The following is a 15,400-nucleotide window of genomic DNA, read 5'->3' as shown; positions in this document are numbered from 1 at the left end:
CAGTATGAAAGAAACAAATAAAAAAGACACTTTCATTAACAACAAAAAAGAATTACAAATCAAAGTCATTCGTGGATTTAGCACTGGTGTTGACTATGTAGTGATGTTGATTTTCCTCTTATTGATGTTATTTGGTTGTTATGCCTTATGGGATAACAACCAAGTACTGTATGAGGCAGATTCAGCACGATACGAGGCATATAAACCAACAAGTACAGACAGTGTATCCTTTGAAGAACTTCAGGATATCAATGATGAAGTATTTGCCTGGTTAACCGTGTATGGAACTCATATCGATTATCCAGTAACCCAAGCGGATGATAATTCCAAGTATTTGAATAAAAATGCGAAAGGTGAGTTTTCACTTGCTGGAAGTATTTATTTAGATTATGAAAACAATCCTGACTTTTCTGATTTTAATAGTATAGTCTATGGACATCATATGGAAAAAGATGCGATGTTTGGAAACTTAGATCAGTTTCTAGATAAAGATGTATTTGATAAATATAAATATGGAAATCTATATGTTAATGGAGAAAATCATGGAATTGAATTTTTTGCCTATTTAGAGGTGGACGCATATAATCGAAAGATATATAACCCTGGTGTAGAAGGTGAAGAAAATAAAGAAGAGTATTTATCTTATCTTCTTTCTATCTCTACTTATACAAGAGACATTGGAATAAGTGCTGATGATCAGATTATATTATTAAGCACTTGTGCCAACGAAACCACAAACGGGAGATATATTCTAGTAGGTCGATTAAGTGATGAAACATTTGATGATCCATTTATTGGAAGTGAAGATAGTGGATTAAATAATGATTCGGCTTTTACAAGTAGTAGTTTATTTAGAATCATACTACTTGTGATTCTTGGTATTTTACTTTTATTTTTATTGTTGTATTTACTGATGAGAAGAAGGAAAAAAGATCAAGAGGAAGAAATGAAGAAGGGAGAGGATGCAAAAGATGATAAAGAAAAGAATTAAATTTTCTATTTATAGTTTGCTTCTCCTTTTTACAGTGATTCTAGGAGTGGAACATCGCTCTATTCAAGCAATCACCAATGAAGTGAGTATTCATCTTCCACTACGACAGATAGTTACTGAAAAAAGTACTGAAGTTGAAGAGAAAACAAGTTTTGATTACAAGCTGGAATCAAAAAGTGGTCAGGCACCACTACCAGATGGTAGTGTAGGAACGTCCTTTGTTTTCTCAATGACAGGAAATAGTGAACTAGACTTAGGCGCAATCACGTACCAGTCTGCAGGAACCTATAAATATTCTTTGTATCAGATTAATATGAATGATACAGATAAGTATACTTATGATGAGAAAGTTTATACAGTAACTGTCTATGTGAAAAGAGATGCTCAAGGAAATATGATTGCTGAAATTATTGGTGATAATGGAAGTGGTAAGAAACCAGAAGTATTTGAATTCACCAACTCATATAAAAAATCATCCACAGGTGATAACAGTGGAGGTAATAAACCTCCTGATGGTAGTGATGATGATACAAATGGTAATACTGATAATAATAGTAATAATGGAAACAATGAAACTATTGATCCAACTGATACGGCTGATGGAAAAACACCAACCACTGGTGATACTACTCAATCAAATCGTTATGTAGGATTAATTCTATTGTCTGGAATTATTCTAATTATTATCTATAAATCACGACGCAGAGAAGAACAAATAGATACATAAAAGGTCAAGTTTTAAATTTGATCTTTTTATTTTTGTTTTGTGATACTTTGTTTGGTAAGTGCTAAGTTTTATATTATAATGTATCTACAATGCATTCAGTGGGGGAATACTATGGCAGCTAAAACAAGACAACAAGAAATACTTAATGAAGTATTTGGATATAAGCAATTTAGAGAAGGACAAGATGGAATTATCGACGCTACTCTAAAGGAACATGATGTAATAGGTATTATGCCAACAGGAGCTGGTAAGTCTTTGTGTTATCAAGTTCCTGCTTTATTATTCGATGGAATTACGATTGTTATATCTCCTCTAATATCCCTAATGCAAGATCAGGTTATGAGTTTAAAAGAAGTTGGCGTAAGAGCAGCATATTTAAATAGTTCACTAACCCCAATCCAATTTGAGAAGGCGATTGATAATGCAAAAAAAGGAATGTATAAGATTATTTATATTGCACCAGAACGATTAGAAACAAAGTCATTACAAATACTAGCTGAAGCAATTGATATTTCAATGTTAGTAGTAGATGAAGCACACTGTATCAGTCAGTGGGGCCAAGACTTTCGTCCAAGCTATTTAAATATCATTAACTTTATTAATCAGTTAAAAACCAGACCAATCATTGCTGCATATACTGCAACAGCAACATCCAGTGTAATTGACGATATTAGTTGTTCACTGGGATTGGATAATCCATATCAGATTGTTACTGGCTATAATCGACCTAACTTGTCATTTGAGGTTATTAATTCAAGTGATAAGAAAGGTGTTCTGTTAGATCAATTAGAAAACAAAAAAGATATGAGTGGAATCATATATTGCAATACTAGAAAGCATGTTGATGAAGTATATGATGAATTAGGTAAAAGAGGTTTTTCAGTATCCAAATATCATGCTGGGCTTAGTGATGAAGATAGAAAGAATAGTCAGTCAGATTTTATATATGAGCGAAAACAAATTATGGTTGCTACCAATGCCTTTGGTATGGGAATTGATAAATCCAATGTAAGATATGTAATTCACTATAATATGCCTAAAAACATTGAAGCCTATTATCAGGAAGCAGGACGTGCTGGTAGAGATGGTGAACCTGCAGAGTGTATTCTATTGTATTCAGGAAGAGATGTAAAAATGAATGAGTTTCTAATTAATGTATCTTATGAGAATTCACAGCTAGATGAAGCCACTGCACTACAAGTAAAAGAACAGGATTTAGAAAGACTTAAGAAGATGACTTTTTATTGCTTAACCAATGAATGTTTACGTTCTTATATTGTAAAATACTTTGGTGAAAAAGGATCTAACTACTGTGGAAACTGCAGTAATTGTATAAATGAATTTGATACAATTGATGTACTAGAAGAAGCAAAACAAATCATTAATCTAATTGTATCTAGTGGAGAACGATTTGGAAAAGTAATGATTGTTGAAACAGCTAAGGGAAGCAATACACAAAAACTAAGAAACTTCCAATTAGATAAAAATAAATACTATGGATGTTTATCAGAAACAACGAAACAGAGAATTCATATGATTGTTAATGATTTACTTGTAAATAATATGTTAGTAAGTGCTGGGGGAGATTATCCAATTCTGCAAGTAACTGAGGATGGAAGAAATCTAATAGCCGAAGATTCTGCAATTGAACAATTGTTATTAAAGTTACCAAAAGAGGTAGAAGTCACAAAGGCAAAAAAGAAGAGCTCTGCAATTAGTGGTGACTATGATATGAACTTATTTGAATTATTAAGACAATTAAGAATGGAAATAGCAAAAGAGGAGCATGTACCTCCATACATCGTGTTTGGAGACCAAACCTTACGTGGAATGAGTATTATGTTACCGAAAAACAAACAGGAGATGTTGAACGTTTCTGGAGTTGGTGAGGTGAAATATCAGAAGTATGGAGAACGATTTGTTGAAGTAATTGTAGGTTATACTGAAAATCATAATAAGAATTAATTCGTCTATTTGATACTGCTTTACATTTTTTACAACGAATAAATGTAGTCTGACTACATTTATTGCAATGAAAAAGTGGCAGACACAACAAAAAATACAACGAATTAAATTATTGAGCTATTAAATCTATTATTCTATCTCATATAAATACGATTAATTGAAGTAGCTTGGCATAAATAATGAACAGTGCATTTGATATAGTATGTATAGTTAAGGAGGCACTGGTATGAATTATTTAAAGAAACTAATAATTAAATGGTGTTATAAACTGATTGAGGTTTTTGATGATTCTTATAACGATAATGAAAATCTTAAATCTGTGATTCAAGTGAAAGATGTTTACTGGTGTCAGATGCCACTAAGTAATAAAGAACTGACTAAAGTAACTCCAGGACATAGAATTCGTCCATATGTTATTGAAGAAGTGAATGAGGATGGAGTTGTGGCACTTACAAGTTCTTCCAAACCTTTTTCCTATGTAATAAAAGAAAGACAGCTATTTATATCTAAATCCAAATATCATTTGTGTAAAAATTCTTTTATAGATACTACTAAGAAAACATACATCTCATGGAATAATATAAAAGAATATTATTATACACTCGATGATGATGACTTTAACCAAATCGATGAAAAGCGAAATCAAAAGATATTTAAGCAGAATAAAAATCAAGAGTTAGGAATAGGCACTTTAATAGATTACGATAATGGATTATATTTGATTACAAATATAATAGAAGATAGTTTTATTGGACATAAACTATACAATCAAAAAGATAGAATAAATAATAAACAATATATTTCAATCAGTTATGATTCAAAAGTATATTTTATATCATTTGAAGAACAGAAGCGTCTTCATAAGCAAAAGAAGTACACAGTGGTATTTCAATATGATGATACTACGATAAAATTAATTAGAAAGAAAATTAAAGATATAAGAAGTAAAAAGCAAAAGAAAAATCAAATAGATAAAAATGTATCTTTTATCTATCAACCAGGTTCTATTTTTTCATATGCAGTAGATGATATATTTATGTATCTGTTTAATCGAAAGAATAGTATATATGGAGTGTTTCTGGAAGAGGAAATACTTTGTCTAAAAAAAATAAATAGTGATTATTTAAGAGATACTATTGAAATCAATGTTGAGTGTTTAAGAGATGTCATAAACAATTTATCTGTTAATCATAATGATGATTATGCAATTAATAGAATACGATTAGAGTACTTAAATAAATAATATAAAAAAGATTTTATCAATTTTCAGATAAAATCTTTTTACTTTTAGTGTTGAAACTCTACTAATTAGAATATCTATTTTTTGCCTGTTCTATAATATCCAGTATTTCAGTTTTTATAGCAGCAGGTTCTAAAACAGTACAATGCTTCAGATATTGTAATGCCCAGAAAATCAATCCATCCTTACTAGAAGAAATATGAGCAATAAATGTATCTTCTTCTTGCTTTAGAATAGTAATATTTGTTCCAAAGGTATCAATCACATCATCTAAGATACAGTCATCACATCTCATAGTAATGGAAGTTTCAGACCCACTATACATATAGATTTTAGTTGCTGTGTAATCATAAGAACTAAAATCAATTATTCTTGTGAATTTCTTTTCAAGAATTTCTATATCTTTCATTTTATCAATTCTATAATGACTTAAACTTTGATGTTTCTCATTGAATCCAATTAAGTAACAACGTTCATTTACATACACAAGATCATAAGGACATATCTGATACTTTTGTTCTCGTCTTGGCACTCTTTGTTTATTATGATTATATTTTGTATATTCAAAACTTATTGTTTTATGTTGCTGGATTGCTTCAAGTAATAATTCAATATTTAAAAAGAATTCTTTATTTTTAGATTTACGATAATTTTTAGAATATACTCGATTATTAAATTCACTTTTAACATATCTGTTTTGAGTTGATAACAACTTATCAATCAACTGCTTACTTGAATTATCTGGAATTATATGTGAGGAATGGATACTATGACATAGAAGATTTATTTCACTTTCTTCAAATTGTCTGCTATCCAAGTAGTACCCAGTATTGTTTTCACTATAATCATTAATATCATGCCCAAACTCCTGAAGTGTCTTAATGTTACTATATAAAGTTCTTCTTTCAATCTGGATATCATATCTTGCCTTTAATAGTTCAAGAATTTGATTTGTTGTTAGAATATGCCGATCATCGCTTTCAGAAGTCAGAATCTCCAATAGTGCTAATAGTAATTGATTTTTATCTGCCATAGTAGTACCTCAATATTATCTTAAGTATAAAATATCACATGGCACATATAATGTACAGGGCTGTTGGTATAGTATGTATAAAGAGGTGACGATTATGGAACAAACATATCTTACAATAGTTGGTGTACAAATGAGTTTAGGAATCAGTATATTTAGAGTAAATGGAGAATTTCATTTAGAAAAAGATATAGACAATAATTATGATGATGAAGCAATTTGTGTAAAGAACAAAGATGGAATTATCGTAGGTTATATAGCAAACAGTATTAACACTGTTTCAAAAGGAACAAAGAGTGCAGGGAGAGTATACGATACGATTGAAGATAATCAAAAAGTTAGAGTGCGTTTTATTGTCGATAAACGTGTAATTGTTGAAGTGGTAAATGACTAAAGGATTTTACCACAACTAATGAGGAGGAGGCATATGGGTTTATTAATTGTTTTTTTATTATTTGTAGTATCTGCAAAAACAGCAAAGAAAGCGATGTCATTACTTGATTTAATAATTGCTGCTTTTGCTGTATACGTAGTTGCAATTATTGCTATTCCAATTATTCTGTTTTTAATAGCAAGAAAACTTTACTATTACTGGAAAGAAAAGAAAGAAGAGAATATCTAAAGTTCAATGATTGTAATATTACCTGTTTCTTAAGTGATGATTATGTTGAATGAATTTGCTATAATGAACTTACAGTAACATCACAGAACTAGAAAGGGACTTGTTAATGAAGAAACCATTACGACTTAATATGCCACAATGGCAAGGTGGAAATAATCCTATTTATTCATTAGGTGCAAACTTACTTACTTGGTTGGCTCCTGAGAATGAGAATCAGATTACTGTAACTGTTCCAATTGATTCAACACCACAGAGTCAGTTAGTAAAAGAAAATGAAGTAATTGCACAATCCATTTTATTGAAGCAATTGAAAAGTGCAGAAAAGATAATTGAAGAACATCAACCTGATCGAATCATTACGTTTGGTGGAGACTGTCTGATATCACAGGCACCAATGGCATATTTAAATAAACGGTATGATGGAAAATTAGGAGTGTTATGGATTGATGCACATCCGGATATCTCACAACCACCTATGCATCATCATGAACATGCAATGGTGTTAGGAAACTTAATGGGCAAAGGAGACCTGTTATTTGCGAAAGAAGTACCACAGACCATTTCTAGTGAGAACATCCTGTATGTAGGCTTACGTGAAGGCTCGAAAGAAGAAGAGGATGTAATTAAACTGGAAGGATTACAAAGAGTAACACCTGATGATATGAAAGAAGGAAATCAGAAAGTCATTGATTGGATTAAGAAGAACAATATCCAGCATCTTGCAATTCACTTAGATTTGGATGTACTAGACCCTAAGCTATTTCATTCTTTATATTTCACGAATCCCAAAGATACAATTGTAACTGATGCTGCTATGGGTGAACTTACATTTGAGCAAGTATCAAAACTACTAGCTGATGTATCAAAAGCAACTGAAGTAGTATGTTTAAACATTGCAGAGTATATGCCATGGGATGTACAAAACTTAAAAGATTTCTTAGCTGAAATCGATATCTTTAAAGAGTAACATTGAGGAGAAAAATAATGGAAAACTATATCGACTTACATATGCATTCAAAGTATTCAGATGACGGAGAATTCACACCAGAAGAATTGGTGAATCAGTGTAAAGAAGCAGGGGTTAAAATTATGGCGATTGCTGATCACAATAGTGTAAAAGCAATTGATGATGAAATCAAGTATTGCAAGGAACAGGGGATTACTTGTATTCCTGCAATTGAAATTGACTGTGTATTTAATGGAGTAAACTTACATGTCTTAGGATATGGCATGGATTATAAGAATGAAAAAATTATTGAGTTAGAAGATAATGTATTACGTCAGGAACTGGCAGCATCTGCAAAGAAACTGGAACTGACAAATGCAATGGGATTTGATTTAGTAGAAGATGATATGAATGCGCTTAGTGATACCGGAGTATGGACTGGTGAAGCGTTTGGTGAAGCTTTACTGGAGAAAGATGAATACAAAGATCATGAACTTTTAAAACCTTATCGTGAAGGTGGAGATCGTAGTGATAATCCTTATGTAAATTTCTACTGGGATTTCTATGCACAAGGAAAACCTTGTTATACTGAAATTATCTTTCCATCATTAGAAGAAGTAATTGATATGATATACGAGAATGGTGGAGTAAGCGTATTAGCACATCCTGGGAATAACTTAAAAGGAAAATATGAATTGTTTGATGATATGGCAATGCTTGGACTAGATGGAGTAGAAGCATTCAGTAGTTATCATGATGAGGCAGCTATTAACTACTTCTATGATAAGGGAAAAGAATACAATATGTTAATTACTTGCGGTAGTGATTATCACGGAAAAACGAAACCTTCAATTTCCTTAAAAGATTCAAAGTGTTCAATTGATCAAAAAGAAATTGAGTATCAACTAAAAGCATATGGCTTAATTGAATAAATGAACAGGTAGATATCCTAGTGATACCTGCCTTTTTTATTGTCAATTTAAAACAGTAATTGACTTTGGTTTTCATCAGGAATATAATGATAACTAGATTACCGATAATCTGATTATCAGTCAAGGAGGGTCCTATGTCTAGACCAGATAAGTCGATTGATCCTAGGATACTGGCAAGTGCACAGGAAGAATTTCTAACTCATGGTTATGAGAAGGCATCACTAAAAGTGATCTGTGCCAATGCAAATGTTACTACAGGAGCTCTTTATAAGCGATATAAGGGGAAAGAAGAATTATTTAGTGCAGTTGTTCCTCCAACTTTGAATGACTTGGAGGAAGTGGCTAAGCAGCGTCGCTCACTCTCTGCTAAAGATGTATCCGACGAAGATTTGATAAAAGCATGGGATATGGACGAAGAATATATGTTGTGGTGGTTTCGTTATCTGTATGATCATCAGAAAGGAATGTTGTTATTGCTGACATGTTCACATGGAACAAGACATGCAACATTTGTTCATGACTGGCCAAAGATGATTACCAAGTACAGTTATGAATATTATGCAGAAGCATATAGAAGAGGACTGACTGCAGTAAAGATGGAAAAGACGGAATTACATATTTTGTTATCATCTTTCTGGACAACCATCTTTGATCCATTTGTACACAAGTATAATTGGAAACAGATAGAAGAACACAGCACTATTGTATGTAAATTGTTTGACTGGTATACGGTTTTTGGTTTTAAAAGATAGAACATACCTCTCATTAAGTTGAGAGGTATAAAAAAGTTTATACAGTTAGACGTATCTAACTTTGAAGGAGGATATTATGTTAAAGAAAGTATTCGAATATGCAGGTGATTACCGAAAGACAACCTATGCATCAATGATTGTGTTGATGATTGGAGTTGTTGCCTATGTAGCACCATTTATATTCGCTTATCAGATTATTCAGCCACTATTGATGCATGAAGCATTAACACTGGAATATGTAGTATGGAGAATTGTAGGGATTGCAGTCTGTCTGATTCTATATGCCGTTTTCTATATTTGGGGACTCGCATTATCACATCGAAGTGCATATCATACCTTAGAGAATTTACGTATTTCATTACAGGGGAAGTTAGAAAAACTTCCATTAGGGACCATTCAAGAAAAAGGAGTTGGTTCTTTAAAGAAGATGTTTATTGATGATATTGAATCAATTGAAATATTATTAGCACATGCGTTACCAGAAGGTGTTGCCAACTTAAGCATTCCAATTATGGTTTACATTACAATGTTTATTGTAGACTGGAAACTAGCATTATTATCGCTTGTTTCATTACCACTTGGATTAATCGCAATGGGAATGTTATATAAGATAGGAATGTCAGAAATGAATACCTATTATGCTGCTGCTCAAAAGATGAACAATACAATTGTTGAGTATATCAATGGAATGGAAGTCGTAAAAGTATTTAACCGTGATGGAGAATCCTATCATCGTTTTGAGAATGATGTCAGAGGATATCGTGACTTTACCCTTGCATGGTATAAAGCATGTTGGCCATGGATGGCACTATACAACAGTATTTTACCTTGTGTTGCCATGGTTACCTTACCAGTAGGCGCATGGTTTGTCTTACAGGGATATTCAACACTACCAGATTTAGCACTTGTCTTATGTATGTCATTTGCTGTTGGTTCGCCAATTCTAAGAGCATTGGGATTTATGTCAACCATTCCACAATTAAACTATAAAATTGAAACATTGGAAACAATGATGAATGCAGATCCAATTATTCAAGGAACAACAAGTTTTGCAGGAAGTGATCATTCCATTCGATTTGAAGATATTCACTTCGCATACAAGGAAGAAGAAGTACTACATGGAGTTTCCTTTGATGTGAAAGAAGGAAGTCTAACCGCCTTAATTGGAGAATCAGGAAGTGGGAAGTCAACCCTTGCGAAGTTATTGGTTCACTACTATGACGTTAGTGGTGGAACGATTAAGATTGGTGGACAGGATATACGTGACATGAGTTTAGAGGCTTTGAATAATGAAATCTCATATGTATCACAGGAACAGTTTTTATTTAATACAACATTATTAGAAAATATTCGTATAGGTAATTTAAATGCCAGTGATGAAGAAGTAATGGAGGCTGCCAGAAAAGCACAGTGTGAAGAATTCCTGACTCGTTTAGACAAAGGAATTCACACGATGGCAGGAGATGGCGGTAAGCAATTGTCCGGAGGGGAACGCCAACGAATTTCACTTGCTCGTGCAATTTTAAAAGATGCTCCAATTATTGTGTTAGATGAAGCAACGGCATTTATGGATCCTGAAAATGAAGAGAAAATGAATGCTGCAATTGCGGAAGTAATTAAGAATAAAACAGTAATTGTCATCGCTCATCGTTTACAGTCAATTGTGAATGCAGATCAAATCTGTATTCTAAAAGATGGGAACTTAGAAGCTATAGGAACTCATAATGAATTACTGAAAGACAGTGATGAATATAAACGATTATGGCAGGCAGCACAAAGCAGTGCAGCTTGGAAAGTTAGTACGAAAGAGGGAGGAAACAAAGAATGATGAAGTTAATATCACGGATACTGGCAGTAGCTGGTAAGTATCAAAGAAACATTCGCTTAGCATTTTTGTTTTCTTTCTTAAAGTCAATGTTTGCGAAAGCACCAATTGGATTAGGCTTTATTGCCCTTACAGCTTTCTACAACAACACCATGACTACTGATTTATGTATTATAATTGGTGCTGGTATGTTACTAAGCATTGTATTACAGGCACTCTCACAAAATATTGCTGATCGTCTGCAAAGTGCATCAGGATATTGGATTTTCTCTGATATGCGTATGGACTTAGGTGCTCACTTGCGTAAAATGCCAATGGGATATTTCACAGAAGGAAATATCGGGAAAATCAGTTCTGTATTATCTACGGATATGGTATTTATTGAAGAAAACTGTATGAGTGTAATTGCAGATATGATGAGTCACATCTTTTCTGAAATTATTATGATTATCTTTATGTTCTTTATTAATATCTACTTAGGTATTGTAACAACCATTATCGTAGTCGTAATTATATTGATTGCGAAGGGAATGGAAAGAGATGCACTAAAAGATTCTTCAATTCGTCAGAATCAAAGTGAAACTCTTACCGATGCAGTATTGGATTTTGTGGAAGGAATAGGAATAATTAAAACTTATAATTTACTAGGTGATAAATCTAAAGAATTATCAGATAACTTTAAAGAAACCTGCAGAGTAAGTATACAGTTTGAAGAAAATCATACACCATGGCAAAGAATCTTAAATATTATCTATGGAATGGGAGCTGTTATTATTCTTTCTTTAAGCTTATATCTCTATAGTCAGGATATGATGGAAGTTCCTTATCTAATTGGAGTTCTACTATTTGTATTCGATTTACTTGGACCAATCAAAGCATTGTATAGTCAAAGTACAAGATTAACTGTAATGAACAGTTGTATGGATCGAATCGAAGAAGTATTCCAAGAACAACAATTATCAGACAATGGCAAAGATATATTACCTGAAACATATGATGGAGCAGAAGTTCAATTTGATGATGTCAGTTTCGCATATGATGAAAAAGTAGTACTACACAATATCTCATTTAATTTAGACAAGAATAATATGTTGGCACTTGTAGGGCCTTCTGGTGGAGGAAAGTCAACAATTGCCAGTCTACTTACTCGTTTCTGGGATGTAAATAAAGGAAAGATACAGATTCGTGGAAAAGATATTCGTGATATTAAGTTATCACAGTTAATGGATCAAATCAGTGTAGTGTTCCAAAGAGTATATTTATTCCAAGATACAATCTACAACAACATCAGTATGGGAAGACCAGATGCAAGCGAAGAAGAAGTAATGGAAGCGGCAAAGAAAGCCAGATGTTACGACTTCATAATGAGCCTTCCTGAAGGTTTCCAAACGATAATTGGAGAAGGTGGAGCTACTTTATCTGGTGGAGAGAAACAGCGAATATCAATCGCTCGTTGTATCCTGAAAGATGCACCTATCATTATCTTAGATGAAGCAACTGCAAGTGTAGATGCAGATAATGAAAGCTATATTCAGGAAGCAATCTCTGAGTTATGTGTTGGTAAAACTTTAATCGTAATTGCTCATCGTCTGAATACAATTCGTAATGCTGATAAGATACTTGTAATTGCTGGTGGAGAAATTGCTCAATCAGGAACCCATGATGAATTAGTTAAAGAGGATGGTATCTACAAAGAGTTTGTTTCAGTCAGAGAAAATACGCAAGGATGGAATCGAAATCTTAAGAATCAATCGGCATAAATGTATAAGAACTGTAATAAATAGTTGGGTTATTTAATCAACTATAATGATTGCAGTTCTTTTTTCTTGGGATAAGGAATTATTATAAGAACTACAATTCCATGAAAAAGTGAACCAGTTGTAAAAAAATCCCGTCTAAGGTGTGAAGTAAAAGGCAGAGGCGGGCGATTTTATGAAAAGAATTAATGTGAAATATGTAAAGGAATTTCAAAACGGAAGTATTGAAGCATTTGAAAAAATATATAGGTATTATAATCGACCTTTATATTATTTTCTTTATAGCATTTTAAATAGTGATGCTGATACAGAAGAAGTATTACAACTTACGTTTATTCGGGTGTATAAAAAAATCCATCATTTAAAGAAACCAGATTCATTTCAGTCATGGTTATATCGTATTGCTTATACCCAGGCAATGTCATTACATGTGAAAGAAAGAAACCAGGTAGCACTAGATGCTGAAACTAATTTGGAAGAAGTTATAAGTGATAAAACAGATGTGGAAATTGAATACAATGGAAAAGAATTAAAAGATTTATTAGTAGAAGAAGTAAACAACTTATCACCAAAACTTAGAGAAGTAGCTATTTTAAAATACTTTGAAGATATGGCAGTCAAAGAAATAGCGATTGTTTTAGATATACCAATAGGAACAGTAAAATCCAGACTATCAGCAATTAGAGATATTATAAAACCAGCGTTAAGAGAGCAAGGATTTTTATCTTCAAGAATCTATTCATTTATATTTACACCATTTGTTATTGATATATTTGAAGAGTTATATACAAGTGTGAATTATCAGGAAACATTTGATTCAATCTATAACAATATTACAAATGGGAATCACGAGGTTGGTGCAATTGCAGCTACTGCATCTACAGGAAAATATTTCTTTGATTCTGTACTGGCAAAAGTATTACTGACAACATCCGTAGTTGGTATCTCTACCATTACCTACCAATCTGTTGTGTCTAGTGAACCAAGTATTGTTGAAGAAATACGATATTATAGTGAACTTACAAATAAATCAGTTGAAGTAAGTGTTATATTGGATACTGCAAATGAAGTAAACAATTATACTGTGACGTATGGAGATAGTGAAATAAAGACAACAAAACAAGATAATCAGATTAAGTTTGTTGCTGAAGACAATGGAGAATATCAAATTAACGTAGAAGATTTCCAAGATGTCATTACCATAGATTCCATTGATAAAGTACCACCAGTATTATCGGAAGTTACCTATACAGATGATACGTTAATATTTGATGTTAGTGATAATGTTGAACTGGATTATTCAACTTCTTATATTGAAAAAGATGGAAAGCAATATGCAATTGATAAGAGTCATAAGTTACAAGGGGACTTTGAAGGCGCATTACAGTTTTATCTTTTTGACACTGCACAAAATAAAGCTACGTATGAAGTTGCTATTCAACAGAAATCAGAGTGATAGAGATGAAAAGATTTTTAACATTTTTAATGGGCAGTATCTTATTTCTCACATTTGTTTATACAACAAATGTAAAAGCAAATACTTATTTTTCATTACAATATACATCAAATGCATACTATCTTCAAAACAATCAGAGTATACCAATAAATGGTGTACAGGATACAACGATACCTTATGGAACAACAATTCAAATTAACTATGGAATCACTAACAACAGTGGTACAGTTCCTTCACACATTACGATTGTGGAAAAAGAAGGATTAACATATTTACCTTATTACAATGGAGTGCTAAAGGTAAATGGCAGAAATGTGAGTGAACAAGAATATACTAATTTTATTACGAATGGGAATCCAGTAACTTTATCAAATGAAACAACGAATATTCAAATTCATATGATGAGTACAGGATCCTATACTAATAAAATTACCACGGATTTAAAAGTATATTCAGATACTGTTACAAGTGGTGCAAAAAGTTCTACAACAGAACATGCATTTTACTATAATTTTGGATTTCAGGAAAGATGTACAATACAATTTTATGATGATACGAATTTTATTCAAAGCTTAGAATTATATAGTGGAAACAGTTTTCAAATACCAAATGTAAGTAAAGATGGTCACCATTTTATTGGGTTTAATACAAAAAAAGATGGAAGTGGTGAATACCTACAAACAGCAATTGCGACAACTAGTAATACATATTATGCAATTTATGAAATAAATACTTATCAGATACGTTATTTCATAAACGATGAATTATACGCACAACAAACAGTAGAACATGGAAATAATGCTACTGAAGTAAGGGTTGAAATGAAAGAATTTTTAAAATGGGATAAGGATCTATCAAATGTTGTAAAAGACATAGATACTTATGCTATTTTTAGTAACGATAAAAAAGCAGATAAAGCTATTTCAGATTATAAAATATCGTTTAGTAAAAAAGACTTAAAAACAACGAATGGTATTCAAAAAGAATATAACTACCAAATATTCTATGAAGACGAAAATGTTGTTAATCAAGAAATTATTAGTGATTATGAGGTAAGAGAAGTAGAGAAAGTTTCTCCTATAAGAGTAATATTATTTGTCTCTGCAGTAATCATCTTCATTGTTTTATTTATTTTCAAAAAAGTGAAAAAATAACTG

General features: G+C 32.1%; 14 protein-coding genes. 13 read left to right on the top strand and 1 reads right to left on the bottom strand.

All coding sequences use genetic code 11. The features are described 5' to 3' along the window. The first annotated feature begins 4 nt into the window (after window positions 1-4). The 4 genes from srtB to J2S15_RS14400 all read left to right on the top strand — a co-directional run bounded on the left by srtB (window position 5) and on the right by J2S15_RS14400 (window position 4,926). Window positions 5-991: a class B sortase gene (gene srtB, locus J2S15_RS14415; protein ID WP_307409530.1), complete on the top strand. Its 987-nt coding sequence runs from the start codon at window positions 5-7 to the stop codon at window positions 989-991. Further along, window positions 972-1,718 carry a streptococcal pilin isopeptide linkage domain-containing protein gene (locus tag J2S15_RS14410; protein WP_307409528.1) on the top strand — a complete coding sequence of 249 codons (747 nt, stop codon included), beginning with the start codon at window positions 972-974 and terminating at the stop codon, window positions 1,716-1,718. Before srtB ends, J2S15_RS14410 begins: the two co-directional genes overlap by 20 nt. 111 nt (window positions 1,719-1,829) lie before the next feature. After that, window positions 1,830-3,683 (top strand): DNA helicase RecQ, encoded by a 1,854-nt coding sequence (gene recQ / locus J2S15_RS14405; RefSeq protein ID WP_307409527.1) that lies wholly within the window; start codon window positions 1,830-1,832, stop codon window positions 3,681-3,683. A gap of 226 nt (window positions 3,684-3,909) precedes the next feature. After that, window positions 3,910-4,926 (top strand): hypothetical protein, encoded by a 1,017-nt coding sequence (locus tag J2S15_RS14400; RefSeq protein ID WP_307409525.1) that lies wholly within the window; start codon window positions 3,910-3,912, stop codon window positions 4,924-4,926. 61 nt (window positions 4,927-4,987) lie between these two features. On the opposite strand, the gene J2S15_RS14395 is transcribed toward J2S15_RS14400, so the two are convergent. Next, entirely contained in the window at window positions 4,988-5,956 is a 969-nt protein-coding gene (locus J2S15_RS14395; protein ID WP_307409524.1) for a helix-turn-helix transcriptional regulator, read from the bottom strand. Between the two features lie 94 nt (window positions 5,957-6,050). On the opposite strand from J2S15_RS14395, the gene J2S15_RS14390 reads away from it, so the two are divergent. The 9 genes from J2S15_RS14390 to J2S15_RS14350 all read left to right on the top strand — a co-directional run bounded on the left by J2S15_RS14390 (window position 6,051) and on the right by J2S15_RS14350 (window position 15,397). Further along, on the top strand, window positions 6,051-6,347 hold the full coding sequence (locus tag J2S15_RS14390; protein WP_307409522.1) for a hypothetical protein: 297 nt from the start codon (window positions 6,051-6,053) through the stop codon (window positions 6,345-6,347). A 33-nt stretch (window positions 6,348-6,380) separates the two neighbouring features. After that, on the top strand, window positions 6,381-6,575 hold the full coding sequence (locus J2S15_RS14385) for a hypothetical protein (RefSeq protein WP_307409520.1): 195 nt from the start codon (window positions 6,381-6,383) through the stop codon (window positions 6,573-6,575). A gap of 106 nt (window positions 6,576-6,681) precedes the next feature. Continuing rightward, entirely contained in the window at window positions 6,682-7,542 is an 861-nt protein-coding gene (locus J2S15_RS14380) for an arginase family protein (protein ID WP_307409518.1), read from the top strand. A gap of 17 nt (window positions 7,543-7,559) precedes the next feature. Continuing rightward, the gene (locus J2S15_RS14375; protein ID WP_307409516.1) at window positions 7,560-8,453 is read left to right on the top strand and encodes a PHP domain-containing protein; all 894 of its coding nucleotides are present in this window, start codon (window positions 7,560-7,562) and stop codon (window positions 8,451-8,453) included. A gap of 134 nt (window positions 8,454-8,587) precedes the next feature. Further along, window positions 8,588-9,205, top strand: a complete 618-nt coding sequence (locus J2S15_RS14370) for a TetR/AcrR family transcriptional regulator (protein WP_307409514.1) — start codon at window positions 8,588-8,590, stop codon at window positions 9,203-9,205. A 76-nt stretch (window positions 9,206-9,281) separates the two neighbouring features. Further along, complete coding sequence (locus J2S15_RS14365; protein WP_307409512.1) at window positions 9,282-11,033, top strand: ABC transporter ATP-binding protein; 1,752 nt, start codon at window positions 9,282-9,284, stop codon at window positions 11,031-11,033. Beyond that, window positions 11,030-12,790: an ABC transporter ATP-binding protein gene (locus J2S15_RS14360; protein ID WP_307409510.1), complete on the top strand. Its 1,761-nt coding sequence runs from the start codon at window positions 11,030-11,032 to the stop codon at window positions 12,788-12,790. Before J2S15_RS14365 ends, J2S15_RS14360 begins: the two co-directional genes overlap by 4 nt. 172 nt (window positions 12,791-12,962) lie before the next feature. Further along, entirely contained in the window at window positions 12,963-14,243 is a 1,281-nt protein-coding gene (locus J2S15_RS14355; RefSeq protein ID WP_307409508.1) for an RNA polymerase sigma factor, read from the top strand. A gap of 5 nt (window positions 14,244-14,248) precedes the next feature. Then, complete coding sequence (locus J2S15_RS14350; protein WP_307409506.1) at window positions 14,249-15,397, top strand: hypothetical protein; 1,149 nt, start codon at window positions 14,249-14,251, stop codon at window positions 15,395-15,397. Window positions 15,398-15,400 lie beyond the last annotated feature (3 nt).

Origin of the sequence: Breznakia pachnodae, assembly GCF_030814225.1 — a bacterium.
Classification (GTDB): domain Bacteria; phylum Bacillota_I; class Bacilli_A; order Erysipelotrichales; family Erysipelotrichaceae; genus Breznakia; species Breznakia pachnodae.
Note: the sequence above shows the minus strand (reverse complement) of the source record. Positions and strands in the feature narration are given on the sequence as shown.

Bases quoted from the DNA above. Each gene is read 5' to 3' on its own strand.
- srtB (WP_307409530.1), top strand. From the start codon at position 5: ATGAAAGAAACAAATAAAAAAGACACTTTCATTAACAACAAAAAAGAA.
- J2S15_RS14410 (WP_307409528.1), top strand. From the start codon at position 972: ATGATAAAGAAAAGAATTAAATTTTCTATTTATAGTTTGCTTCTCCTT.
- recQ (WP_307409527.1), top strand. From the start codon at position 1,830: ATGGCAGCTAAAACAAGACAACAAGAAATACTTAATGAAGTATTTGGA.
- J2S15_RS14400 (WP_307409525.1), top strand. From the start codon at position 3,910: ATGAATTATTTAAAGAAACTAATAATTAAATGGTGTTATAAACTGATT.
- J2S15_RS14395 (WP_307409524.1), bottom strand. From the start codon at position 5,956: ATGGCAGATAAAAATCAATTACTATTAGCACTATTGGAGATTCTGACT.
- J2S15_RS14390 (WP_307409522.1), top strand. From the start codon at position 6,051: ATGGAACAAACATATCTTACAATAGTTGGTGTACAAATGAGTTTAGGA.
- J2S15_RS14385 (WP_307409520.1), top strand. From the start codon at position 6,381: ATGGGTTTATTAATTGTTTTTTTATTATTTGTAGTATCTGCAAAAACA.
- J2S15_RS14380 (WP_307409518.1), top strand. From the start codon at position 6,682: ATGAAGAAACCATTACGACTTAATATGCCACAATGGCAAGGTGGAAAT.
- J2S15_RS14375 (WP_307409516.1), top strand. From the start codon at position 7,560: ATGGAAAACTATATCGACTTACATATGCATTCAAAGTATTCAGATGAC.
- J2S15_RS14370 (WP_307409514.1), top strand. From the start codon at position 8,588: ATGTCTAGACCAGATAAGTCGATTGATCCTAGGATACTGGCAAGTGCA.
- J2S15_RS14365 (WP_307409512.1), top strand. From the start codon at position 9,282: ATGTTAAAGAAAGTATTCGAATATGCAGGTGATTACCGAAAGACAACC.
- J2S15_RS14360 (WP_307409510.1), top strand. From the start codon at position 11,030: ATGATGAAGTTAATATCACGGATACTGGCAGTAGCTGGTAAGTATCAA.
- J2S15_RS14355 (WP_307409508.1), top strand. From the start codon at position 12,963: ATGAAAAGAATTAATGTGAAATATGTAAAGGAATTTCAAAACGGAAGT.
- J2S15_RS14350 (WP_307409506.1), top strand. From the start codon at position 14,249: ATGAAAAGATTTTTAACATTTTTAATGGGCAGTATCTTATTTCTCACA.